Below are 24,509 nucleotides of genomic sequence, written 5' to 3' on the forward strand. Positions count from 1 at the left end.
AACGGAAGCAACATGAGCCAAGACATCGTAACCGCGCGCGACATCCTACGCAGCCTGCCAACGGTCCTGAAAAAATTCCCCTATGTGGCCAAGGGGCTTTATTACTACCGGCTGAAGGACGACAACAAAGACCTGACGCTGGGCCGGCTGGTTGAACGCAACGCCGACAAATACCCCCAACGCCCGGCCATTCTGTTTGATGATCGCACCATTACCTGGTCAGAGCTCGACGCCTGGAGCAACCGGGTTGCCCATTACCTGAAGGACCAGGGGCTGGTGAAGGGCGACGCCATTGCCGTGCTGCTGGATAACCGCCCGGAACTGCTGGCCACCGTGGTTGGCGCCGCCAAGGTCGGCGTGGCCTGCGCCATGCTGAATACCTCACAGAAGGGCAAGGTCCTGGCCCACAGCATCAACCTGATCCAGCCCCGTATGCTGGTGGTGGGCGCTGAACTGGTTGACCACGCCGAGGGCGTGCGTGACGACATCCAGCTACGCCACACCAAGCCCCTGCAGTACCTGGCCGATGCCAATACCCTCAATACGTTTGGTGAAGCACCACAGGGCTACACCAACATGGCGCTCGAAGTCAGCCAGCGGTCTTCCACCCGTCCAATGCTCTCCAACAACGTTACTATGGGCGATACGGCTGTTTATCTGTACACCTCCGGCACCACTGGCTTGCCCAAGGCCGCCCCTGGCTCACATCGCAAGTTTATCCGGGCCTATGGCGGCTTTGGCATGCTGTCCCTCGCCATGGAACCGGAAGACGTTCTCTACTGCACCCTGCCCCTGTATCACGGCACCGCGCTGCTGGTGTGCTGGGGCTCGGTACTGGCCGGCGGCTCCGCCATCGCCCTGCGCCGAAAGTTCTCCGCCAGCGCGTTCTGGGACGACGTCCGGAAATACAACGCCACCACCTTCGGCTACGTCGGTGAACTCTGCCGCTACCTGCTGAACCAGCCCCCCAGCGCACAGGACCGCAACCACCATTTGACAAAAATGATCGGCAATGGCCTGCGCCCGTCGATCTGGACCGAGTTCAAGGAGCGTTTCAGCATCGACAAAGTGGCGGAGCTTTACGCCTCGTCTGAGGGCAACATCGGCTTCAGCAACTTCTTCAACATGGACAACACCGTGGGCTTCTCCACCGCCCCGTACAAGCTGGTGAAATACCATGAGGGCACCCGCGACCCGATCCGAAATAGCAAAGGTCGCCTGGAAGAAGTGAAGAAAGGCCAGCCGGGTTTGCTGATCGGCGAGATCAACAAGAAGTGGGCGTTCGAGGGCTACACCCAAAAAGAGGCCACGGAAAAATCGATCCTTCGTGATGCCTTCAAAAAAGGCGATGCCTGGTTCAACACCGGCGATGTGCTGAAGGAAATCGGCTGCCGGCACCTGCAGTTTGTCGACCGCATGGGCGATACCTTCCGCTGGAAGGGTGAGAATGTTTCCACCACCGAGGTGGAGAACATTATCGACGGCTCCGGCATGGTTCAGGAGGCGATTGTCTACGGCGTGGAAATTCCGAACACCAATGGCAAAGCCGGCATGGTGACGCTGGTGCCGCAGAATCCGGAGGCGTCCTTTGATGCGGACAAGCTATTTGCTTACCTTCAGGACAATTTGCCACCGTATGCGATACCGGTATTCGTGCGGGTAACCCACGCCATCGAGAAGACGGGCACGTTCAAGTACCGGAAGGTGGATGTTCAGAAGCTTGGCTACTCTCTGTCCAGCCCCCATGAGGAAGTTTATGCGTGGCTGCCGGGCGCATCCGGGTATACGCAGCTTACGCCGGAGTTGGTGGCCGATATCGATGCTGGTAGTGTTCGGTTCTGACTTTTGGTGGTGGGGTCTAGTTCGGCCCTAGCCTGTTTGTTTCTGAGTTAGCCGGGTTGGCTTGGGCTTCCAAAAAAACGCTACGAGCACATCCATGTGCGCTTCGTTCGGGCCATCCTTGGCCCTCAAGATTTTTTGGAAGCCCAAGCCAACCCGGCTATTCAAGCATCGAGTAATAGTCTAAAAACACCGCTACTAGTCCAGCTCCTATCCAGGGACTAATGCAGACTACAACCGAACAGTTGAAGGGACGAGTGGGTGGCCCCTCCCAAAAATCTCGGAGGCCATGGATGGCCGGAGCGAAGCGCACATGGATGTGCTCGTAGCGTTTTTTGGGAGGGGCCACCCACTCGTACCCAGCACCTAGCCTAATAGGCTAGGAGCCCAAACCAGACCTAGGAACCAACCCGAAGAACGATCTTGCCAGTAGCACGGCGACCAGTCAGGGCTCCCAGAGCCTCGGCGTACTGGTCGAATTTGAATACCTCGCTGACCTTCGGGTCGATTTTGCCCTCGCTGTACAGCTGCAACAGCTCCATCATGTTCTTCGCACTGGCCTCCGGCTCTCGCTGGGTGAAGCTGCCCCAGAACACCCCGACCACCGAACAGCCCTTCAGCAACGTCAGGTTTGCCGGTACCTTTGGAATATCGCCTGCGGCAAAGCCGATGATCAAGTGGCGGCCGTTCCAGGCCATAGAACGCAGGGCCTGTTCGGTGAAGTCGCCGCCGACCGGGTCGTAGATCACGTCCACACCCTTGCCTTTGGTGAGCTTCTTCACCGCTTCTTTCAGGGATTCTTCAGAGTAGTTGATCAGCTCATCAGCGCCGGCGGCCTTGGCCACCTCCAGCTTTTCGGCTGTGCTGGCCGCCGCGATTACCTTTGCGCCCATGGCCTTGCCTAGTTCAACGGTCGCCAGACCAACACCACCGCTGGCGCCAAGCACCAGCAAGGTCTCGCCAGGCTGAATGTTAGCCCGCTGTTTCAGCGCGTAATAGGAAGTGCCATACACCATCATGAAACCGGCCGCCTGTTCGTAAGGCATGCCGTCTGGAAGGGGCAACAGGTTGGATTCGGGGGCAACCACTTCTTCAGCAAACGCACCCCAGCCTGTGAGGGCCGCTACCCGGTCACCTGGCTTGAAGCGGGTGACTTTCTCGCCCACTTCGAGCACTTCACCCGCCAGCTCGCCGCCCGGTGAGAATGGCATGGGTGGCTGCAGTTGGTATTTGCCCTCTATGATCAGGGTATCCGGGAAGTTGAGGCCCGCGGCCTTCACCCGGATTTTCACGCCCCGGCCCTTGGCCTCCGGGCTTGGGATGTCTTCAATAACCAGGTTTTCGGCAGGTCCGTATTCTTTGCACAGAATGGCTTTCATGATCTCTCCTGATACCTTGGGGCCGATCAGCGTAACTGCAGTGTTCGGGCTCAAGCGGCGTCTTGTTCAGCTTTTTTATTGAATCGCACCAAGCTAAACGCAGTTGCATCATGAAGCAAATCAAGATCGCTTATCGTTTCGTATAAACCACGCTGATTCAGCCCTACAACATAGTCGCGCTGACCGCCAGCGCCACGACCAGGCCCACCGCAGCAACAACCAGCCCGGCTTTAAGGCCTGGTGACAGCGTTTGTGGGGCGGGTGACGTACTGCGGACCGGCTCGTCGTAGTTGACCAGCTTCTGGTCCTGACTGGAGCGGCGGATCAGGTCGATCATTTCTTCACACTGGGTGCTGTCAAAAGCGGATGGATTGAACTCTGGCAAGTGGTGCTTCTGAAGAAATGCCTGAACATCTGCAGAAGCCGGCACGTACTTCATCGACCAGTTTGTGAACGACCGCTCGGCCACCGGCTCCTCGATCAACGTCCGGACATTACGATGCCTTGGGTCCTGAAGAATTCTCTGGTAAGTGTCCCGAACGGCCTCCTCTTCACCCTCCAGATATTGGAAAAAGCGGTTGTCACCGTAATACAGCCCGCCTACAAGCCCTACTTTTCCGTTGTTCCGACGAGACACAAGCAGAATACGGGCAACGTGGGGCTCAACCCCTTTCTCCAGAGGTTTGGCTTCAAAGGTTGCTTCACTGGCGTAGGCAAGGCGAATCAGCGGCATTTATGGTGTACTCCGGATCAATGAAAACAGGGGTCGTTGAACATACGCCATGTCAGGGGCTGGCAGATCACTCTTCAGGTAATTCTGTATCCTGTCTCCGTTCTTCATCATTTCTCGGCACAGGTGGGGTGCCGTCAGGTGAATCCAAGCCCGTTTTCGGCTATCCTTCGCACTCCCGTTTGATCACCCTTGCTTACGTACACTTTCTGCCCCAGAGCCGGCCATGTTCGACATCATCTATACACTGGAAATGATTGGGGTTGTGGCATTTGCCATTTCCGGCATGATTGTCGCTCGTTCGAAGAACATGGACCCCGTGGGCATTTTTGCCATCGGTTTTATTACTGCGCTGGGTGGCGGCACGTTGCGGGATCTGATCATGGATAACCACCCGCTGTACTGGATCAAGCACCAGGAGCAGCCTATCCTGATTCTGGCCATGGCGATTGTATTCAGTTACTGGAGCCGGGCGCACAGCCTCAAGGAATCCCGTATTGTTTTCCCGGATGCCATTGGCCTCGGCATTTTCTCGATTCTCGGCGCCCAGTTGGCGCTGGACCTGGGCCACTCCTGGTTTATCGCTTCCATGCTCGGCGTAATGACGGGCTGCTTCGGCGGCGCACTGCGCGACACTCTGTGCAACGAAGTGCCCTTCATCTTTCGTAAGGATCAGATCTACGCCTCCATCGCATTCGCCGGATGCTGGCTGTACTTTGTGTGCCAGTGGTTCCTGGAAAGCGAGTCTATCGCCCTGACCATCGGCCTGTTGTTCATAGTAACCGTACGCATGCTGGCCGTCCGTTTCGATATCCGGCTACAGCGAGATCACAGCACGGGCTGAACGGTCAATCATTCCCTGGCCTTGGCCTGAGACCCGTGAGCCGGTAAGATTGCCGTTTTTTCACCCAGTTCACGATTTCCGCACGTAAACAGAGTTTCAAACCCCAACCCAGGCATCCCGAGAGGCAGACCCCCGTCATGCTTGAACGACTGTTCCAACTCCAGGCCCACGGCACCAATGTTCGTAAAGAAGTGGTAGCGGGCATTACCACCTTCCTGACCATGGCGTACATCATCGTGGTCAACCCCAGCCTACTGTCCTCCACCGGCATGGATTTCGGTGCGGTGTTTGTTGCGACCTGCCTGGAGGCAGTGATCGGCACTCTGATTATGGGCTTGTGGGCCAACTACCCGATCGCACTGGCCCCGGGCATGGGCCTGAACGCGTTCTTCTCGTTCACAGTGGTAGGCAGCATGGGGTACACCTGGCAGGTGGCCCTGGGCGCGGTATTTCTCTCCGGTTTTCTGTTCTTCCTGCTGAGCATCTTCAAGGTGCGGGAGTGGATCATCAATTCCATTCCCATGTCGCTGCGGTTTGGCATTTCTGCCGGCATTGGCTTCTTCCTGGCCCTGATTGCCCTGAAAAACGCCGGCATTGTGGTTGATCACCCCGCGACGCTGGTCAGCCTGGGTGACGTCATGGTGCCCGAGGCACTGCTTTTCTTCGGTGGTTTTGTCCTGATCTGTGCGCTGTCTTTCCGTCAGATCACCGGTTCTGTGATGATCGGCATTATCGCCATTACCGTGATCGCAATGATGCTGGGCATGGTGGAGTATCAGGGGCTTGTGTCCGCCCCACCAAGCATTGCCCCCACCTTCATGCAACTGGACCTGGCCGGTGCCCTGAACGTAGGCATGATCAGCGTGGTGTTTGCCTTCCTGTTTGTTGACCTGTTCGATACTTCCGGCACCCTTGTGGGCGCTGCGCAGAAAGGTGGCCTGCTAGATAAGGATGGCAAACTGCCGCGCCTGGGCCGGGCCCTGATGTCAGATTCGGTAGCAACCATGGCGGGCTCTGCCCTGGGCACCTCCACCACCACCAGCTATGTGGAATCCACCGCCGGTATCGCGGCAGGTGGCCGCACCGGCCTGACCGCCGTCGTGGTCGCCCTGCTGTTCCTGGCCTGCCTGCTGTTCTCACCCATTGCCAGCGTGATCCCGCCTTACGCAACCGCCCCGGCACTGCTGTACGTAGCCTGCCTGATGGCCAGTGGTCTGAAACTGGTAGACTGGGACGACATCACCGACATCGCACCGGCCATCGTCACCGCCTTGATGATGCCGCTGACGTTTTCTATCGCCCATGGTATTGCCCTCGGCTTTATCACCTACGTGGCAGTCAAGGCCCTGGCCGGCAAATGGTCTGATCTGAACTGGAGCGTCACCACCATCGCCGTTGTCTTCGTTCTGAAATTCATGTTTCTGGATCTGGCGTAAGCCGGGTCCACACAGGTGAGTTATGGATTATTTTTCCGAGAGTATAAAGAAAGCCATCCGCACCGTGCCGGACTGGCCAAAGCCCGGGGTTTCCTTCCGGGATATCACCACGGTTCTGCAAGACAAGACCGCGTTCCGCAAGCTGATTGACGCCTTTGTGCACCGCTACCATGGCCAGCAAATCGACGCCGTGGCCGCGGTGGATGCCCGCGGTTTTATCATCGGCTCGGCCCTGGCCTATGAGCTCAACGCCTCACTGGTACTGGTGCGCAAGAAGGGTAAACTGCCTTTTGATACCCTGGTGGAAGACTACGAGCTGGAATACGGCACGGCGTCGGTGGAGCTGCACAAGGACGCCTTCAAGCCGGGCGATAAAGTGGTGCTGGTAGACGACCTGATTGCCACCGGCGGCACCATGCTGGCCGCAACCCGACTGATTCGGCGCATTGGCGCGGAAATCGTGGAAGTAGCCGCCATGATCGACCTGCCAGACCTGGGCGGTTCGCGCAAGCTGCAGGAAGACGGCCTGCAGGTTTATACTGTGTGTTCGTTCGAGGGAGAATAACCACCGTTAAAGGAGGCGACCATGCCCGATTATCAACATCACTGGAAAGATGGCACACCGGTTCATCTACCCCTGGGCAAAATCGTGTGCATTGGTCGCAACTACGCTGAGCACGCGCGGGAACTGAATAACCCGGTGCCCGACGAGCCGTTGCTGTTCATCAAACCGTCAACGGCAGCGGTACATATTACCCGCCCTCTGGACTTCCCCCGCAACCAGGGCGAAGTCCACTTTGAAACCGAACTGGCCGTGCTCATCGGCCGGCCGCTCACCAACGCTTCTGCCAGCGAAGCCGAGGGTGCCATTCTGGGCTACGGCCTGGCGCTGGACCTGACGCTGCGGGATGTACAAAGCAAGCTCAAGGAGAAAGGCCAGCCCTGGGAGCGGGCCAAGGCCTTTGACGGCGCCTGCCCGCTCTCCCCGTTTGTGGCTGCCGACAAGCTTCCCAAAGGCAATATCCGTTTCACTCTGGACATAAACGGACAACGCCAACAGACCGGCGACACCCGTGATATGCTGAACCCCATTGTGCCGCTGATCGCCCACATGAGCAGCCAGTTCACCCTGCAGCCCGGAGACGTGGTGCTGACCGGAACTCCCAAAGGCGTCGGGCCACTGGTCTCCGGCCAGACCCTGTCGCTGGAACTGGAAGATGTGCTGTTTGTGGAGACAACAGTGGTCTGATTTGCCCGCCTGAACGCATATTCAGGCGAACCACGCGTTTCAGGGAAACAGACAGGACCATGGCGAAGAAACCGGTTACGTCCCGTACAGGACGCTTCTTCAAACTCGCAGGCATGACAGCCTCCGTGGCGGGCCAGTACGCGGGCCAAAGGGCCCGGCGCATGTTCCGCACGGTCGACGACGAAGGCGCTCGTAGCGAAAGTTACACCCGTATGGCCGGCGAGATTGCCGACACCTTGGGTGAACTCAAGGGTGCAGTGATGAAGGTGGGGCAAATTGCGTCCCAGACCCAGGACTTCCTGCCCAAAGAGTTTTCCCAGGCTCTGGAAAAGCTCCAGAAAGAAGCCCCACCCATGCCTTTCGATGTCATTCTTGCGCAGGTGGAGAGCGAGCTGGGCAAACCGGTGGGCGAACTGTTCGAGTACCTGCAGGAAACCCCCTACGCATCCGCCTCCATCGGCCAGGTACATCGTGCTCGGCTGCACGACGGCACCGATGTGATCGTCAAGGTGCAGTACCCCGGCGTTGACGAATCCTGCGACTCCGACCTGAAACAGCTACGCCTGGCCCTGAAGCTGGGCGGCCTGCTGAAAATGCCCAAGGAGACCGTAGACCAGCTGTTCGGCGAAATCCGCCTGCGCCTGAAAGAAGAACTGGACTACGAAAACGAAGCCCGCAATCTCAAACTCTTTCACGAATTCCACAAAGACCAGCCCTGGGTGGTTATTCCGGAGGTGGTCGACAGCCACTCCACCCAGCGGGTACTGACCCTGGAACTGGTGGAAGGCGACCATGTCAGCCAGGTGACCCCGGAACGCTACAGCCAGGAAACCCTCAACGACATCGGCCACCGCATCTTCACCATCATGGCCGACCAACTGTTCCGCTTCCAGTGCATCCACGGCGACCCACACGCCGGCAACTTCGCCTACCGGCCGGACGGCACTATCATCATGTATGACTTCGGGTGTGTGAAAAAACTGAAGCCGGAGATTGTGGAGGCGTACCGTAAGGCCTTGATTGCAGCGTTGGATGAAGACTATCAGGCCCTGGACCAATACTTGATCGATCTTGGCGCCAGGGTTGATAACCAGCCAGCAGTAGACGAAGCCTACTACGCTATGTGGCGGGACATCCTGATCATTCCGTTCCTGAATGATGAACCCTATGACTTTGCCGAGGCCGACATCCACAAGCACGTAGCGGCAAAAACCAGCACCGTGTTCAAATACCTGGATTACTTCAAGCCGCCCGTGGAGAGCATCTTTATAGACCGGATGATTGCGGGGCATTACTGGATGTTGAAACGGCTGGGTGTGCAGGCCGCATTTAGAAATGAACTGGAGAAATACCTCCGAAGTTGAGGCCAGAGCCCTGTCGGGGAGGGCCAACTATCGAGCGCAGCGCTGCTATGGGGAAGGCTTTCCAAAACACGCTCCTTCGGCACATCCCTGTGACGCTTGGGCTCCGCCATCCATGGCTCCGCACAGTTTTGGAAAGCCTTCCCCATAGCAGCACTCCCAACATGGGTGCTAGCCCAACATCGTGACCCACTCACTCAAGCCATCACTCGCACCTTTACGAATGACCCTTGCCCTGGAAACCGAGGCCGGCTCGCCGGGATCAATCACGGTGATGGGCACATCGATGTCGACCTCGTAAACCAGTCCGGCAGCCGGGTAGACCTGTAGGGATGTCCCAACAATAAGCAGACGGTCAGCAGTACGAACCACCTCAGCGGCCGCATCCAGCATCGGCACTTCCTCACCGAACCAGACAATATGCGGCCGCAGCTGGGTGCCGCGTTCGCATACATCGCCGGGGTGAATTTCCTTGTAGCCGATGTCGTAAATCAGCTCAGGAAAACCAGAGCTGCGGGCCTTGGTGAGTTCGCCGTGAAGGTGTAGCACGTTGGTGGAGCCGCCCCGCTCGTGCAGGTCATCCACGTTCTGGGTAACCACCGTGACGCGGTAGCGGCTTTCCAGCTCGGCCAGCAGGCGATGGGCAGGATTGGGCTGGGCAGATTCCAGCTGGTGCCGTCGCTCATTGTAGAAACGCAGCACCAGTTCCTGATTACGGGCAAAGGCCTCCGGCGTGGCCACGTCGTACACGCTGTGTTGCTCCCACAGGCCGCCGCTGTCGCGGAAGGTGGAGAGACCGCTTTCAGCGCTGATACCAGCGCCGGTGAGCACGACTATGTGTTCCTGCACTCGCCGAAAACCTCGCCTTCAACGAACCCGGATCAATCGAAAATCTTGCCCGGGTTCATGATGCCATTGGGATCGAACACCTGCTTGATGCCTCGCAAATAAGCAATTTCCGCTTCGCTGCGGGTGTACTGCAGGTAGGGCTTCTTGGTCATGCCCACACCGTGTTCGGCGGACACACTGCCCTGATAGCGTTCGACGATCTCAAACACCCACTTGTTCACCTGCTGGCATTTCTCGAAGAAATCCTCGTTAGCCATACCTTCAGGCTTGAGAATGTTCAGATGCAGATTGCCGTCACCAATATGACCGAACCAGATGATCTCGAAGTCCGGGTAGTGATCGGTAACCACGCTTTCGATTTCCTGCAGGAAACCCGGCACTTTTGACACCACCACGGAAATGTCATTCTTGTAGGGGGTACGCGGGGCAATCGACTCGGAAATCCGCTCCCGCAGCTGCCACAGGTTCTGGGCCTGGGTTTCGCTCTGGCTGATCACGCCATCCAGCACCCAGCCTTCCTCTACGCAGTGCTCGAACAGCGCCATGGCGTCGTCCATCACCTGGTCAGAGACTGCCTCGAACTCCAGCAGTGCGTAATAAGGCGCTTCTGTTTCAAACGGAGCCTGCACCTGGCCGTGAGCCAGAACGTGGCCCATGGCCTGATGGGAGAAGAACTCGTAGGCGGTCAGGTCCAGCTTGCTCTGGAACTTCTGCAGCACATCCATGGTGTTGGTCAGGTCGCCCAGCCCCAGCACCAGCACCGTCAGGTTGTCTGGCTGGCGGGTGAGCTTCATGGTGGCTTCGGTAATAAAGCCCAGGGTACCCTCGGCACCGATAAACAGATGGCGCAGGTCGTAGCCGGTGTTGTTCTTTTCCAGGTCCTTGTTCAGGTCCAGGATATCGCCCTTTCCGGTGACCACTTTCAGGCCGGCCACCCAGTCGCGGCTCATGCCGTAGCGGATCACCTTGATGCCACCGGCATTGGTGGACAGGTTGCCGCCGAGCTGGCTGGAACCCGCTGAGGCAAAATCCACCGGGTAGTACAGGCCGTTTTCTTCGGCAAAATTTTGCAACTGTTCAGTTACCACCCCAGCCTGGCAACGCACAATGCGGTCGCTGGCGTTGAAATCCAGAATCTGGTTCATGTTGTCGAACGCGACGACCACCTCACCGTTCGCCGCCACCGCACCGGCACTCAAACCCGTGCGTCCGCCTGAGGGCACCAGCGCTATCTGGTTATCATTGGCAAACTTCACCAGCGCCTGCACCTGCTCAGTGCTCTTGGGCAGAACAATTGCCAATGGTTTGGGGGGATAGATCTTGGTCCAGTCCTTGCCGTAGGTGTCCAGGTCGGCCGGGTCCGTCAGCACTTTTCCCGGTGCGTCACCGGCGGCTACCAGCTCTTTCAGGGAAGCAATGATCTGTTCGGAATTCATGGATGCGTCAGTCTCGTCAGGTTTGGGCCGGGCCTGTGGTTCGGCGATTCGCAAGGAATTGATTCAGGCAAACCGGCGCGCTGTGAAAAGTTCCTTTTATGGTATCATACCGCCCCTGTTCTGTGAGCTGGGTTGACGATCCCCGGCCGCGGTCATTTCACGTGACGAAAGGTTCGGAAGCAAGCCCATGTCAAATACGTCTCTCGAAAAGAGCAAAATCCGGATCCTGCTGCTGGAAGGCGTGCATCAATCCGCCATTGATACCCTGAACGCTGCGGGTTACACCAACATTGAGTACCTGTCCCATTCCCTGGGCGAGGAAGAGCTGATCGAGAAGATTGCCGATGCGCACTTCGTCGGTATTCGCTCCCGCACCCAGTTGACCGAGAAGGTATTTGACGCCGCCAAAAAGCTGGTGGCCGTGGGCTGTTTCTGTATTGGCACCAACCAGGTCGACCTGCAAGCCGCCACCCGCCGTGGTGTTGCGGTATTCAACGCACCGTTTTCCAACACTCGCTCCGTCGCCGAGCTGGTATTGGCCCAGGCCATCCTGCTGCTGCGCGGCGTGCCTGAGAAGAGCGCCAAGGCGCACCGGGGCGAATGGCTGAAATCCGCCAAGAACAGCTACGAAATCCGTGGCAAGAAGCTTGGCATCATCGGCTACGGCAATATCGGTACCCAGTTCAGTGTTCTGGCCGAAGGCTTGGGCATGGATGTGTACTTCTACGATGTGGTCTCCAAGCTGTCGATTGGTAATGCCACCCAGGTAGGCACCCTGCAGGAACTGCTGAACATCGCAGACGTGGTTTCCCTGCACGTACCGGAAACGCCGGCCACCAAGTACATGTTCAAGGCCGAGCAGTTCGCCCAGATGAAGCCTGGCTCCATCCTGATGAACGCATCCCGGGGCACCGTGGTCGACATCGACGCCCTGGCCGACGCCCTCCGTTCCGGCAAGCTGCTGGGTGCTGCGGTAGACGTGTTCCCGGTTGAGCCGAAGTCCAACGATGAAGAGTTCATCTCTCCGCTGCGCGAGTTCGACAACTGCATCCTGACCCCGCACGTGGGCGGTTCTACCATTGAGGCCCAGGAAAACATTGGTCGCGAAGTAGCCGAAAAGCTGGCCATGTACAGCGATAACGGCACCTCCGTCTCCTCTGTGAACTTCCCGGAAGTGGCCCTGCCGTCGCACCCGAACCAGCACCGCCTGCTGCACATCCACGAAAACGTGCCAGGCGTGATGTCCGAGATCAACCAGGTATTCTCCGAGAACGGCATCAACGTGTGTGGCCAGTACCTGCAAACCAAGGAAGACATCGGCTATGTGGTTATTGATGTCGACAAGGCCTACGGCGAACTGGCGCTGGAAAAACTGCGCCAGGTGAAAGGCACTATCCGTTGTCGGGTACTGTTCTGAGCGCAGTGCTTACGCTAAAAAACCGGGGCCTGGCTCCGGTTTTTTTATGCCATTTCGGGCCACAATACCCCGAATCAAGGTGACTTCAACAAAACTTAATCCTGATGCCCTTGAGTTTCCAGCACCCGAGGCCATGCTGGTAGGTACCACTCATTGAAACGGTCGTGGTAAATGCCCGGCCCGACAGGAGAGTTAGCTATGTCATTGAAGGATTCTTTGCAGCGAAAACTGGAAACCCAGACCGAGCACTGGAGCAAACAGATCGAAAGTCTGAGAGCTGAGGCCAATGAGAAAATTGCCAAAGCAAAGGACGAAGAAGCTGAGGCCAAGATTCAGAGGGACTTCTCAGAACGCATCCAGGCCATGGAAGACCAGATTGAAACGGCCCGAACCAAGCTGGGCGAGCTGAAGGAGTCTGGCGAGAACCAGCTGGATGAACTCAAAAAACGCATTGATGAGTGGCTGCCCAGTAACACCAACTGATGCCACACCTGCCAACACGGCAAACAAAAAGCCCCGGTCTTTGCAGCCGGGGCTTTTTCATTGGGCGATGGCAAAACCCGGCCGGGCTTTACTGCATCGGCACCAGAGTCAACTCAACACGACGGTTCTGCTCACGGCCAGAAGCGGTGTCGTTGGAGGCGATCGGGTAACGCTGGCCATAGCCCACAGCGCGGGTCCGGCGCGGCTCAATACCCTGATTCAGCAGGAAGTCACGAACGGATGACGCGCGGCGCTCTGACAACAGCTGGTTGTAGTTTTCAGATCCTGTGCTGTCGGTGTGGCCTTCGATCTGGATAATTGTCTTGTCGAATTCCTTGAGCACCAGACCCACGGATTCCAGGGTGTCGTTGAAGCCAGGGCGGATGGTGGACTGGTTGGTATCGAAAGTGATGTTGCCAGGCATGATCAATTCAATCTGGTCACCGTTACGAACCACCCGAACGCCAGTGCCTTCCAGCTTATGACGCAGCTCGGCTTCCTGACGATCCATATAGTAGCCGATACCGCCACCAATAGCAGCACCACCGGCGGCGCCGATCAGGGCACCCTTGCCACGGTCGCTGCGGCTGGAGGTAGCAGCACCCACAGCAGCACCACCGATAGCACCAATAATACTGCCCTTGGTGGCACTGGAGGTCTTCTCCTCACCAGTGTAAGGGTCGTAAGTCATACAGCCACTGAGGCCAACGGTTGCCACTGCAAAGGCAAGAATGGTCTTTTTCACTGCTATCTCCTGCTTCAGTTCCTGACTGGCGGCCACCAAGTGGCGCAAACCAATGTGTTATTCCGCGAACGTATCAATAATGGTGTTAAACACTGTCGCCTGCAAATCCTGCGCTTCGTTTACCAGATGATGACGCCCATCCGGGATTCTTTGTTCCCTTACTGAGGCAAATTTATTCCGGATAATCCGCAAATTGTGCTGCCAGTCCACGGTCAGATCCTTTTCCCCCTGGACCACCGTCACCGGAAAATCCACCGGCCGTGCCGATTCTATATGTGGCACCCATTTACGCAGGGCCGTCACCCAATCCACATGCACGGCCCTGGCCTGGAGGGGATCATGCTCCCGCAGAAAGTCCAGAAAGCGCGCGTTGCCACTGTTGGCTCCGAACACCCTCCGCCAGCGGGTCAGGAACGGCTTGACCAGACTGTGCAGAATCTTGGCGCCCAACCACCCCATGGGACGAACCAGTGGCGCCAGCAACACCACCCTGCGGAAATCCGAGGTTTCCCGGTTATGGTGATTCGATAACAGGTAGTCGATCAGAATCGCCCCACCCGTACTCTGTCCTACCGCAAACCAGGGGCCGCGGATTTTATCCCGCACATGGGCCATCACCTCCGACAACACCGCCTGGTACTCCAGAAAGCTACCTATGGCTGCCGGCGTACCGCTGGACAACCCGTGCCCGGGCTGATCGTAGGCCAAGACATCAAAACCGGCCCCAAGGCAGCGGTCAATCAGCTGCGTGTACAGCCCCACATGATCAAAGTAACCATGCAGAATGAACACCGTGCCTTTGGGGGCAGACGACTCCGGCAGCCGGAAATAATGAACCATGACCTCATGCCGCTCAGCCTTGATGTAACCCTGATGGTAGGCCACCTCCGGATGCTCTACCCACAAGTCCAAGCCATAAAAACGGCAGTAGGCCTCCATCTCGACACTGAGTTCACGGTTGATGGCCGGATCAAAGGGTTCCAGACGATCCAGCAAAGAATGTCTGTCCCAGTTCGGAATTTCTATGGTATCTGTTTTCCAGTACACGTAGAGTTAAACGCCTGTCATGAATCGAGAATTGTTCGACATCCTAACGCATTCACGAGGGAGAACACAGATGTTCCAGCCGCTTCTTGAAGCCGGGCTGCGCCAGACAATGCAGCGCTTGGTCCGCCCGATGCTCTCGAATGCTGTACCCCTGAAACTACAACGCCAGCTGATTCGCCAGGCCTACCGGTCGTCCGTACCGCCACGCAGCGCCCGGTTTGTCCGGGACGACCTGGGCGATGTTCCCGTGGTGCGAACCACGGCAACAGCAACGCCATCCGGAACGATCCTCTACCTCCACGGCGGCGGCTACATCATTGGCTCTGCCAGCACCCATCGGGGTATCACCGGGCATCTGGCCAAACTGTCCGGGTGCGAAGTGATTACCCCCGATTACCGCCTGGCTCCGGAACATCCGTTCCCGGCAGCGCTGGATGATGCCGAATCCGTTTACCTGGCGCTGATCAGCCAGGGACTGTCGGCCAATAGCCTTGCCTTGGCCGGTGATTCGGCCGGCGGCGGATTATCCATCGCTCTGGCGATGAAATTGCGTGACCACAAACACCCGCTTCCCTCCTCAATCACGTGTTTCTCGCCTTGGGTCGATCTCAGCCAGGGCGCGCTCTATCAGCCGGAGCGCGAGCCGGTGTTGCAGGAAAGCTGGACCGCCAATGCCGCCCGAATGTACGCCGGTGACACACCGCTGACCACGCCACTGGTATCGCCGGTGTATGGCCAGTTGGATAACTTGCCACCGTTACTGATCCAGGTTGGCAGCGAGGAAATCCTGCTGAACGATGCTACCCGGCTGGCAGATGTCGCCAAGCGAGATGGCGTAGCAACCCGTCTGGAGATCTACAATAACCTGTGGCACGTGTTTCAGGTCCATTGCGGCCAACTGGACCGCGCCACCGAGGCCGTGCAGGTTGCCGCCGACCATGTCAGGACCCATCTGGCAAGCTGAGAGCACCTCTGATAAGCGCTTCTTTACGGGCTTTGGACCAGCGTTTGACCTGCCATTCCAGTTGCGAGGCCCGGCTACGGTTGCCGACCGATGCCTGGAATGCCAGAGTCAAAGGCCCTTTGCCCCGCAGGCTGCGGGCCCCTTTGGGGGCCCCGGCCTGATGCTCTGAGAAGCGGCGTTCCACGTCTGTGGTAATGCCGGTATACAGGCTGCCGGTTCTGGTGCGAACCAGATAGAGGTACCAGCCCTCATCCATGGTCGAGCCCCCGCTGTCTAACCCGAACCTTCTGCTGCTGCAACCACAACCCGGCCATGATCAGCGTCAGCCCGACGTAGGTAGACGGCATGATGGTTTCGCCGAGGATGAAGTAGATAAATACCAATGACAGAAACGGTGAGATGAAGATCAGGTTGCTGACCTTCGCCGTGTTCTCAGCCTTTTTCATAGCCTGGGACCAGAGCACAAAGGCAATTCCCATCTCGAATACACCAACATAGACCGCCGCTGTCAGGGACCCGCCCAGTGGCAAGTCGAGCCCCACCGTGTACCAGCACGCCAGGGTTATGAACGGCAAGCCGAACAGGAAATTCAGAAACAGGCCAACCACCGGATCACGGGTGTCGCGAGTGGCAATAATCCAGTAGCTGGCCCACACCAGGGTGCTACCCAACGCGAAGGCGACGCCCAGCGGGTCTGAAAAGCTGAGGCTGGTGACCGCGCCCCGGGTAGCAATGACCACCACGCCGGCATAACAAACCAGACCAGCAAGGATGTCGATGCGGCGCAGTTTTTGGCCCAGAAAGGGCACCGAAAGATAAGCAAGCACCAGCGCCCAGGTGTAGTTGAGCGGCTGCGCCTCCTGGGCGGGCAGGCGGTCAAAGGCGCCGAACAGGAGGAAATAGTACAGGCACGGATTGATCAACCCCATCCCGATGGACTGAAGGTACTGCCGGCGGGATAGCCCAAACACCAGACGCCAACGGCCCTGGGCCATCAGGATTCCACCCATGACCAATACTGAAGCGGCGCAAGCCACCAGCAACATCTGCACCGGAGCCAGCTCGGCCAGGGCCAGTTTGAAGGCGGTTGCCACAGTTGACCAAAGCAGCACTGTCGCCAGACCATAGAGCATGGCCTGTTTCTGATTAGTCATTGGCCGACCCTGTTTCCGTCTCCAGCCAACGGTAGAGTGTGCGGCGGTTGATACCGAGAATCTGTGCCGCCCGGCGTTTATTGCCATCCACCGCCGCCATCACCCGGCGCACATAGTCCTGCTGTAAGGCCTCCAGCGTTGGCCACTCTGACAGATTGACCGAACCCGGTGCCGCCAAAGGCTGGGGAGAGACCCCCTGACGCTTTCGGATGCGCTCCGGCAAATGCTCCGGTTGAATGGTATCGCCCTCGCAGAAGGTAACCGCCCGCTCAACGGCACTGGACAACTCCCGAACGTTACCAGGGAACGGATAGTCCCGAAGCACTCGAAGGGTCACATCACTGAGTTTGATAAACCCCCGGTTGTGGCGGCGGCAGGCTTCCTTGAGGAAATGCATGGCCAGCAATTCAACATCCTCACCCCGTTCCCGAAGTGGCGGAATACCGAGAGACAGGGTTTCCAGGCGATAGTACAGATCCTCCCGGAACTCCCCCTGCTCCACCGCCTTCATAAGATCAACGTGGGTGGCGGCGAGAATCCGCACATCCACGGTTTCCTCATGATCAGAGCCGACCGGCTTGATGGAGCCTTCCTGAAGCACCCGTAGCAGCTTGGCCTGCAGAGCCAGGGGCATCTCACCAATCTCGTCCAGCAACAAGGTGCCACCACTGGCTTCCGCAAACAGCCCCTTGCGCCCCTGTCTGGCGCCGGTAAAGGCGCCGGCTTCATGGCCAAAGAATTCACTTTCCATCAGGTCCGGCGGAATGCCCGCACAGTTTACGGCCAGGAACGCCTGCCCGGCCCGATCACTCTGCTGGTGCACTGCCCGGGCCACCAGCTCCTTGCCGGTCCCGCTTTCACCGTTGATCAGAACCGCCGCCTGGCTACGGGCCACCTGCCGGATTTCGGTGCGCAAGCGCGCCATGGCCGGACTGTCGCCCACCAGGCCCAGGTTATTTCCACCATTCTGACTGGCCTGAATCTCCGCCAACTGCCGGTTGATGTCCGCCTGGGCCAACAGCCGCTTTATCTTGAGCCTCAGGTGGTCCGTCGAAAGTGGCTTGGTCAGAAAATCATCGGCACCGGCTTTCAGTGCATCCACCGCCTGATCGACCGTGCCAAAGGCGGTAATCACGATAAAGGGAATGCCCGGATGCTCTGCCTGCTGAAACGACAGCACCTGCAGGCCGTCGCCATCCGGCAGTCGCAGGTCCGAGACGATCAGGCTTGGCCGTTGTTCCCGCAGCTGCTGCCGGGCCTCATCAACGGTCCCGGCCCGGAGCATGGTGTAACCGTCCATCTCCAGCTCTTCGGCCAGCAACTGGCCCAGGCTCTGGTCATCCTCAACCAGTAGTATGGTTGCTACCGAATCACTCATACGCCGGTCTCCCTGGGAAAATACAGACTCATTCGACACCCGCCCAGGCTACTCTCCTCCACACCCACACGACCTCCATGTTCCTTTATGACGCTGTTCACAACGGCCAGCCCCAGGCCGGTGCCCTCGCCGGCGGGACGGGTACTGTAGAAGGGCTCGAAGATCTTGTCCCTATCCTCAGGCGCAATACCCGGCCCGTCATCCTCTATCCGGATTTCCCAGCAATCATCGGACTGATGGGCCGTTACCCTTAGCCGGCTGCGGGCAGACTGGCAGCCATTACGGATAACATTCAGGCAGGCGAGGCCAACCCGTAGCGGCTCAGCCCGGGTGGGCATGGATTGATCAATGCCTTGGGTCTCAAGCTGACAACGACTGCACCGTTCGTCTTCGGATGCGCGGGCCAGAACGTCTCGCAGAACATCAGACAGGTCCAGTGGTCGCCTGGAGTCTGGCACGTGCCGGAAACAGTCCAGTAATTGCTGAATGATGGTGGTCATCCGCTGCACCTGGTGCTCAATATCCTTAAGGTGCCGCTGTTGATCGTCCGGCAGCCCCGCCCTGGCGAGTATCCGGGCACGGCCCTGAATCACATTCAGCGGCGCCCCCAACTCATGGGCAACCCCGCCGGCGACGCGGCCAATCATGGCCACCTTCTCCTGGTACTCCAGTTGTTCGGCCAGCGCTCTTTCCCGGGCAATCCGGTCTTCGATCTCGGCCTCGGCATCGCCCATGCGCCGGCCCATATCCCGAATACCCCGATGAATCTGTCGCAACTCCCGAGGGCCGGCCGCAGGGGTCGCCAGAAGCCAACGGCCAGGCGCCAGTTTATCCATGTTCTCCATCAATCCATTCACGTGGCGCCCCACAGTACGGTAATGCCCCAGCACCACCACCAGGATGATGGTCATAGCCAGCACAGACCAGATCCCCACCGCCCACCAGCGGCTGGAGGCCACCAGGTCGTGGAAGTCACTGCGCTGCCTGGTCACCTGTAGCAGCCCCTGAATGCGGCCGTCTTCGCCGACCAGTGGCGTGAACTGCGAAAACACCGATTCGCCATCAACCCGCCGGAAAGCACCACCCAGCTCGCCACTGGCGATCACCCGCTCGGCACTCACGCTGTTGGTGACGTCAGAATCCGCGACACCCAGGCTGGCCACCCGGTTACCTTCCTCATCAAAGACAGACGCTCCGGAAATCCGGCCGATCTGGAAGATGGATTTGAGGGATTCCCCAAGCACCAGCTCGTCTTGCTCGACCAGGGCATTGGACAGGGGGCCGCTGACCGCCCTGGCAACCAGCTCGAGGTCTTCACGAAGGCGCTCATTCAATGCTTTTTCGACCGCGCCCAGGCCGATGTATATCGCAATACCGCTGAACATCAGCAGCGGAACCACGATGCTCAGAACCAGCGTCAGCTGCAGCGAACGAAACAGGTCACCAATTCGGCGGCCAAGGGAAGCCATGAGCGATTCCTATGTAGAAGTGTCACAGCATTTGTGCCACATGTGGCATTTCGCCACAACCTGGATTACCCGAACGTAATGCTGGGATCAACTCAAGCTGCTGTTTTTATTGACTTTATATTTATTTTCGAAAGTTGGCACAGCACTTGTTAAGTCTATTGTGTGTTTCACAAACCGGCAGAACTTCTCAAATTTCTGCCAAACCTCAAGGAGCTTGTTTATGAATAAACTGCTGATTTCCATTACCGCTTCCCTGGCCATGCTCGCGGCTGCACCTGCCATTGCCCAGCAAGATGCTCAGCAAGGCGCTGAATACGTAGACCCAGCGGCCCAGAATGCTCAGGATGCCAACTACAGCGATTCCGAGCTGCAGCAGTTCGTGGAAGCGCAATCCGGCGTAATGGAAGTTCGTGAGGACTACATTGCCAAGATTGAAGCGGCCGATTCCCAGCAAGAGGCCCAGGAACTGCAAATGGAAGCCAACGACAAGATGGTGGGAGTGATCGAGGAAGTCGGCATGGATATTCCGACCTATAACGCCATCGCAACGGCTTACAGCAGCAACCCGGAAGTACGTAACCGCGTTGACTCAATGATGTAAACGAACCCTGCAAACCGGTTCGTCCTTCAGCCCCGCCCCAGGCGGGGCTTTTTATTTCCTGCCCGGTGATATTGCCCCCCTCCGGATCTGCCTCCTGAGCTATCTTGTGGTACCTTTTCCGTCAGGAGAAACCGACAGCTTTTCATCTTTCCGGACCGGAGTCCGCCCGCTATGATCAAAAACCACGTCCGCCACTGGCTGGCACTGGCCGCCTGCACCGCGATGCTTTCCGGATGTTCCGACGACCCGTCACCCGGCGACCAAAGCAGCCAGCAAACCATCTCGGAGAAATATCCGATTACCTGGCGCTTTGCCCTGGAGGAAATCGAGGGGAGCGTGCAGCATCAGTACGCGGAGACGTTCCGGGCTTACATTGAGGAACTTTCCGACGGCCGCATTGAAGTGGATGTTTTTCCCTATGGTTCTCTGGGAACATCCACCCAGCTCACCGAGCTGGCCCGCAATGGCTCGGTGAACCTGGCCTTTGCCTCACCCGGCCACCTGGCCGACACGGTTCCGGAATCTGGCATTTTCAACCTGCACTTTCTTATGCCCGAGCAACCGAAAGCCGCGCGGCAGTTGCTGGAAGATCCGGAGTTGATCTCACAGTTCCAGCAGCCCTACCAGCAAACCGGCCTGCAATTACTGGGCTTTATTTCGGAAGGCTGGATGACCTGGACCGCCAATCAGCCCCTGCGCTCGCCAGACGACTTCCAGGGCCTGCGCATCCGTACGATGACGTCAAACATGGCTGCCGAGGCTTACCGTGCGTACGGGGCGGAGCCGGTTCAGACGCCCTATTCCCAAGTCTACAGTGACCTTCAGCTACGCAAGATCGACGGCCAGACCAACCCGGTGTTTGCCATTGAGGAAATGGACTTCCACGAGGTGCAGACCACCCTCACCATGGCACAGGCGTCCTATTTTGTCGCCTCGATCGTGTCTAATCAGCAGTGGTACAACAACCTGCCCGAACAGGAACGCACCTGGCTGAACGAGGCGGTGCGCGATCTGGCGGAGTTCGCCTGGGACAGCCAGGAAGCCCTTAATCAGCAGCGACTGGAGCGCATGGTGGAAACCGGCGGAATTCAGTTAATCCGGCTTAACCAGGAGGAGCGGGAACGATTCCGGCAAGCCAGCCTGCCGGTACGGGACAAATACCTTGAACAGACCGGTGAAACCGGCCGGGCCCTGCTGGAATTTGTGGACGAATGGACGCAGCCCTAGGCTGCGCCTGTCACCCGCTTTGATACCATCCGAACGCCTTCCCGGGCACAGACATCGGCCGCCCTTGCGGTCAGGTCCGAGATAAACCGGCTCTGCTCCCTGGGCTCCAATGGGTAGGCCTTGAGGCGATAGCGCATGGCGTCGTCAGTGGCGGAAACGGTCACAATCACCGGCTGATAGGTTTTGGTCAACGGGCAGGTAAACACCACGTCCCGAAACAGCTGCTGCATCCGCGCCACGTTGTGGTTTGGGTCCAGGTGCAGCTCAGCCACACACATCAGGTTGTCGGTGCCGTCATTGCCGTTCGCCAGCAGGGTATTCCACAACAGGCTGTGGGGAATCACGATCACGGCGTCATCCAGGGTGACAATCTCCGCTGCCCGAGTACCGATCGACCTCACCTCACCGTACCGACCGTTCACCTCAATCCAGTCCCCCGGGCGATAAGGCATCTCATAGAGGGTCACAATGCCCGCGATCAGACTGTTGGCGTAATCCTTGAAGGCAAACCCCAGCGCCAGGCCCAGGGCCCCGAAAATTGCCACCATGTTCTCAAAAGACGGCTCCACCAGGATGGGCACCACCGTCACAATGGTCAGCACAATAATCAGTAACCGCAGAAGCGGTACTGACGCCAGCAGGTAAAGCCTGAGTTTGCCCCCGAGCTTCCCCGCGAGGGCCGGGAGCAGCTTCTGCACCAGCATGATCACTAAAGATGCCAGTATCACCACCATCAATGCATTCAGCAACGCGTCAGTAGTGATCGAAGCAAATGTTTCCTTGAAACCGAAATCGCCCATCGAGATCTCCTAGAAACCATCCACGGGATAGCCCCGGGCCTGAAGGTTCTTGCGAACGGCGGAGTACCCCAGTGGGGTGACCCGATACACATCCGATTCGGGTGCTCGGCCAACCAGCTCGGACCGGATTAGCCGGTCCAGAGTCAAGGCAATATCCTGTTTCTGTAGCCCGGTCACCAATGCCACCTGCTCGGTATCAAGGCCGTCGTGCAACAACAAGGCATGCAGAATGTGGCTCGGCTGTCGCCCGGCACTTGCAGGCACCGAGGGCAGGCTGATCTGATCCAGCGGAGCAACCCAGCACCGACGCCCGGCCAGCCGGACAACTTCCTTGCCCGAGTCTTCATCGTCTTTCTCAGGCCGGGCCCGCAAGGTACGTTGCCAGATGGCGAGCGCAACGCCCCGGTTGCCCCGAGCAAGGGTTGCCAGGTCCTGGTTAAAGCTGCTGTATTTCAGGTCAGAGTCCTGCCCGGGTGCCGGCAGAACATACAACCCATCGCGGGTCATTCTGGCAGTAACCTGCTGCTCTCCCTGGCCGGACGCCAGGTAATCCAGCCACCGGGTCAATTGCTCACCAGTCAGCGGCGCCAGGGTGTATGGTGCCAGGCTGAGCTCCGGTGAATACTGGCGCCAGAACTGCCAGCACCAGCTGGAACAGCCAACCATGCCATTACCGGCATGGTCCAGCGCGATGCGAGCGAAGAGTTCCCGAAGCAGATTCAGCCCGCCCGGATGCCTGAGCCAGAAATCCGCAAGTTCCGGAATCACCCAGTCGCCGCCGGACAGTTGTTCATCCCACCAGGCGCCAGCGTCCTGCTCTGTCATCAATAGGTTATCCGGAGGTGTCAGCACTCTCCGGGACAGGCAGCGCAGGGCTTCCTTCACCCCGGAAAACGGAGGCGCCACCACAAAGTTCACCTCACGATGGCTGGCTCCGTCACGGTGTAGCTGATCGAACTGGTCCACCAATACCTGCGCCAGCAATGCGGCATCCGGTTCCGGTGCAAACTCCTTCAGCCGATCCCCAGACAGCATCGGCAGATCATCCAGGCTCTGGAATGCCTGCTCCTCCGGGCTGATACCGGCTCTCAACTGGTCAAGAATGTCCCGAAAGGCGCCGCGGATGGTTTTCTGAACCGAGGTCTCAGGGGTTTTCCATTGGTCCAGCGCAATCAGTCCGCCAGGCAGATACGGGTGGTCTTCTACAACGTCATTCGCCAATGCGATACTCCCGCCAGATTATTCCGGAACCAGCCAGCTCAGGGACTGAGATAAGCCAAGCCCTGCGTCGCCCTGCACATCATCCATCATAGCCACGAAGCGTTGTTCAAAGCCCCAGGGCGGATTCACCACCAACATACCTGAACCGACCATGCCGCGCTCCGGCGGTTGAACCAGCCGCACCTCATGGCGCAGGATCTTGCGCACGTCGCCTTTTTCCAGCTCGCTAATCAGGCGCTGCTCCAATCCGCTGGTCAGGATGGGATACCAGATAAGATAGACCCCGTGACGGCATTTTTTCCATGCCTTGTGCAAAGTATCCGAAACCTGCTGGTAATCGTCTTTGATCTCATAGGAGGGATCTATCAGGGTCAGCAGTCTTGGCTGGGGCGGCGGCAACTGCCGGACCAGCCCTGCCAGTCCATCCTGCTGCAGCACCCGGACACCGGCATCACGGGCCCAGATTTCCAGGGCTCGCCCCTCGGACGGGTGCAGTTCAAAGGCCGTCACGGAATCACCAGGGCGGGCAAATTCCGCAAACCAGGCGGGAGAACCGGGATAATGGGCCAGGGTTTCACCAGCACCATTATGACGTGCCAACACCTCCAGCATCGGGCGCCAGTCCGGTGACGCCAGCCTCTGGCGCATGGCCCACAATCGCTGGATACCGCTGTCGGCCTCCGCCGTTTTCCTGGCCCGGTCGCTGGCCAGATCGTACATCGCACTGCCGGCGTGGGTATCAAAACAGGCAATCGGGGTCTTTTTCGCCTGCATCATGGCCAGCGCCAGCGTGAGGGCAGCGTGTTTTTGCACATCGGCAAAGTTGCCAGCGTGAAAGGCGTGAAGGTAACTCAGCATAGGGGGCTCCCGGATCCAGGAG

The 24,509-nt window shown here is 58.3% G+C and carries 24 protein-coding genes; 11 read left to right on the plus strand and 13 right to left on the minus strand.

The annotated features are described in order from the left end of the window. Positions 1–12: 12 nt before the first annotated feature. The gene (locus QUE75_RS14070) at positions 13–1,842 is read left to right on the plus strand and encodes a long-chain-acyl-CoA synthetase (RefSeq protein WP_286251107.1); all 1,830 of its coding nucleotides are present in this window, start codon (positions 13–15) and stop codon (positions 1,840–1,842) included. A 395-nt stretch (positions 1,843–2,237) separates the two neighbouring features. Here the strand turns inward: QUE75_RS14070 and QUE75_RS14075 are convergent, their stop codons facing one another. Together QUE75_RS14075 and QUE75_RS14080 are read right to left on the minus strand one after the other, a co-directional pair. Continuing rightward, a complete protein-coding gene (locus QUE75_RS14075) occupies positions 2,238–3,218 on the minus strand; it encodes an NADPH:quinone oxidoreductase family protein (protein WP_286251110.1) in 981 nt (326 codons plus the stop codon). A 163-nt stretch (positions 3,219–3,381) separates the two neighbouring features. After that, entirely contained in the window at positions 3,382–3,951 is a 570-nt protein-coding gene (locus QUE75_RS14080) for a BLUF domain-containing protein (RefSeq protein ID WP_061331614.1), read from the minus strand. A gap of 223 nt (positions 3,952–4,174) precedes the next feature. Here QUE75_RS14080 and QUE75_RS14085 point away from each other — a divergent pair, with 223 nt between their 5' ends. From QUE75_RS14085 to QUE75_RS14105, 5 genes are all read left to right on the plus strand, one after another. Beyond that, positions 4,175–4,792, plus strand: a complete 618-nt coding sequence (locus QUE75_RS14085; protein WP_058092112.1) for a trimeric intracellular cation channel family protein — start codon at positions 4,175–4,177, stop codon at positions 4,790–4,792. Positions 4,793–4,929: 137 nt separating this feature from the next. After that, positions 4,930–6,228 carry an NCS2 family permease gene (locus QUE75_RS14090; protein ID WP_286251115.1) on the plus strand — a complete coding sequence of 433 codons (1,299 nt, stop codon included), beginning with the start codon at positions 4,930–4,932 and terminating at the stop codon, positions 6,226–6,228. A gap of 22 nt (positions 6,229–6,250) precedes the next feature. Then, positions 6,251–6,793 carry an adenine phosphoribosyltransferase gene (locus QUE75_RS14095; protein WP_152438733.1) on the plus strand — a complete coding sequence of 181 codons (543 nt, stop codon included), beginning with the start codon at positions 6,251–6,253 and terminating at the stop codon, positions 6,791–6,793. 21 nt (positions 6,794–6,814) lie between these two features. Continuing rightward, the gene (locus tag QUE75_RS14100) at positions 6,815–7,477 is read left to right on the plus strand and encodes a fumarylacetoacetate hydrolase family protein (RefSeq protein WP_072676648.1); all 663 of its coding nucleotides are present in this window, start codon (positions 6,815–6,817) and stop codon (positions 7,475–7,477) included. 59 nt (positions 7,478–7,536) lie between these two features. Then, positions 7,537–8,841, plus strand: a complete 1,305-nt coding sequence (locus tag QUE75_RS14105) for an ABC1 kinase family protein (RefSeq protein WP_286251122.1) — start codon at positions 7,537–7,539, stop codon at positions 8,839–8,841. Between the two features lie 168 nt (positions 8,842–9,009). Here QUE75_RS14105 and QUE75_RS14110 read toward each other — a convergent pair whose 3' ends face one another. Both QUE75_RS14110 and QUE75_RS14115 read right to left on the minus strand, forming a co-directional pair. Then, positions 9,010–9,687 (minus strand): SIR2 family NAD-dependent protein deacylase, encoded by a 678-nt coding sequence (locus QUE75_RS14110; RefSeq protein ID WP_286251124.1) that lies wholly within the window; start codon positions 9,685–9,687, stop codon positions 9,010–9,012. A gap of 32 nt (positions 9,688–9,719) precedes the next feature. Continuing rightward, the gene (locus tag QUE75_RS14115) at positions 9,720–11,123 is read right to left on the minus strand and encodes an FAD-binding oxidoreductase (RefSeq protein WP_138437144.1); all 1,404 of its coding nucleotides are present in this window, start codon (positions 11,121–11,123) and stop codon (positions 9,720–9,722) included. 187 nt (positions 11,124–11,310) lie between these two features. On the opposite strand from QUE75_RS14115, the gene serA reads away from it, so the two are divergent. Both serA and QUE75_RS14125 read left to right on the plus strand, forming a co-directional pair. Beyond that, entirely contained in the window at positions 11,311–12,540 is a 1,230-nt protein-coding gene (gene serA, locus QUE75_RS14120) for a phosphoglycerate dehydrogenase (protein ID WP_061331620.1), read from the plus strand. A gap of 198 nt (positions 12,541–12,738) precedes the next feature. After that, positions 12,739–13,023 carry a hypothetical protein gene (locus QUE75_RS14125; protein ID WP_061331621.1) on the plus strand — a complete coding sequence of 95 codons (285 nt, stop codon included), beginning with the start codon at positions 12,739–12,741 and terminating at the stop codon, positions 13,021–13,023. An 88-nt stretch (positions 13,024–13,111) separates the two neighbouring features. Here the strand turns inward: QUE75_RS14125 and QUE75_RS14130 are convergent, their stop codons facing one another. Further along, the gene (locus tag QUE75_RS14130) at positions 13,112–13,768 is read right to left on the minus strand and encodes an OmpA family protein (protein WP_286251129.1); all 657 of its coding nucleotides are present in this window, start codon (positions 13,766–13,768) and stop codon (positions 13,112–13,114) included. Positions 13,769–13,825: 57 nt separating this feature from the next. Further along, the gene (locus QUE75_RS14135) at positions 13,826–14,815 is read right to left on the minus strand and encodes an alpha/beta hydrolase (protein WP_286251131.1); all 990 of its coding nucleotides are present in this window, start codon (positions 14,813–14,815) and stop codon (positions 13,826–13,828) included. Positions 14,816–14,885: 70 nt separating this feature from the next. On the opposite strand from QUE75_RS14135, the gene QUE75_RS14140 reads away from it, so the two are divergent. Beyond that, on the plus strand, positions 14,886–15,779 hold the full coding sequence (locus QUE75_RS14140) for an alpha/beta hydrolase (RefSeq protein ID WP_286251133.1): 894 nt from the start codon (positions 14,886–14,888) through the stop codon (positions 15,777–15,779). On the opposite strand, the gene QUE75_RS14145 is transcribed toward QUE75_RS14140, so the two are convergent. From QUE75_RS14145 to QUE75_RS14160, 4 genes are read right to left on the minus strand one after another with little or no spacing between them, the layout of a single operon-like run. Next, positions 15,757–16,035: a GIY-YIG nuclease family protein gene (locus QUE75_RS14145; RefSeq protein ID WP_286251135.1), complete on the minus strand. Its 279-nt coding sequence runs from the start codon at positions 16,033–16,035 to the stop codon at positions 15,757–15,759. The genes QUE75_RS14140 and QUE75_RS14145 overlap by 23 nt on opposite strands. Beyond that, complete coding sequence (locus QUE75_RS14150; protein WP_106694957.1) at positions 16,028–16,933, minus strand: DMT family transporter; 906 nt, start codon at positions 16,931–16,933, stop codon at positions 16,028–16,030. Before QUE75_RS14150 ends, QUE75_RS14145 begins: the two co-directional genes overlap by 8 nt. Continuing rightward, on the minus strand, positions 16,926–18,311 hold the full coding sequence (locus tag QUE75_RS14155; protein ID WP_286251138.1) for a sigma-54-dependent transcriptional regulator: 1,386 nt from the start codon (positions 18,309–18,311) through the stop codon (positions 16,926–16,928). Before QUE75_RS14155 ends, QUE75_RS14150 begins: the two co-directional genes overlap by 8 nt. Beyond that, positions 18,308–19,780, minus strand: a complete 1,473-nt coding sequence (locus QUE75_RS14160; RefSeq protein WP_286251140.1) for an ATP-binding protein — start codon at positions 19,778–19,780, stop codon at positions 18,308–18,310. The genes QUE75_RS14155 and QUE75_RS14160 overlap by 4 nt, the downstream gene beginning before the upstream one ends. A 220-nt stretch (positions 19,781–20,000) precedes the next feature. Here QUE75_RS14160 and QUE75_RS14165 point away from each other — a divergent pair, with 220 nt between their 5' ends. After that, positions 20,001–20,381 (plus strand): DUF4168 domain-containing protein, encoded by a 381-nt coding sequence (locus QUE75_RS14165; RefSeq protein WP_286251143.1) that lies wholly within the window; start codon positions 20,001–20,003, stop codon positions 20,379–20,381. A gap of 171 nt (positions 20,382–20,552) precedes the next feature. Then, positions 20,553–21,608, plus strand: coding sequence for a TRAP transporter substrate-binding protein DctP (gene dctP, locus QUE75_RS14170; protein ID WP_286251146.1), 1,056 nt, complete (start codon positions 20,553–20,555; stop codon positions 21,606–21,608). Here dctP and QUE75_RS14175 read toward each other — a convergent pair. Genes QUE75_RS14175 through QUE75_RS14185 form a run of 3 tightly spaced genes read right to left on the minus strand, consistent with a single transcriptional unit; the run spans position 21,605 to position 24,487 of the window. Further along, positions 21,605–22,408 carry a mechanosensitive ion channel family protein gene (locus QUE75_RS14175; protein WP_286251148.1) on the minus strand — a complete coding sequence of 268 codons (804 nt, stop codon included), beginning with the start codon at positions 22,406–22,408 and terminating at the stop codon, positions 21,605–21,607. The genes dctP and QUE75_RS14175 overlap by 4 nt on opposite strands. A gap of 9 nt (positions 22,409–22,417) precedes the next feature. Further along, positions 22,418–23,629 (minus strand): hypothetical protein, encoded by a 1,212-nt coding sequence (locus QUE75_RS14180; protein ID WP_058092129.1) that lies wholly within the window; start codon positions 23,627–23,629, stop codon positions 22,418–22,420. An 18-nt stretch (positions 23,630–23,647) separates the two neighbouring features. Further along, positions 23,648–24,487 (minus strand): 23S rRNA (adenine(2030)-N(6))-methyltransferase RlmJ, encoded by an 840-nt coding sequence (locus QUE75_RS14185; protein WP_286251152.1) that lies wholly within the window; start codon positions 24,485–24,487, stop codon positions 23,648–23,650. Between the last annotated feature and the right edge of the window lie 22 nt (positions 24,488–24,509).

This window comes from Marinobacter shengliensis, from assembly GCF_030297115.1.
Classification (GTDB): domain Bacteria; phylum Pseudomonadota; class Gammaproteobacteria; order Pseudomonadales; family Oleiphilaceae; genus Marinobacter; species Marinobacter shengliensis.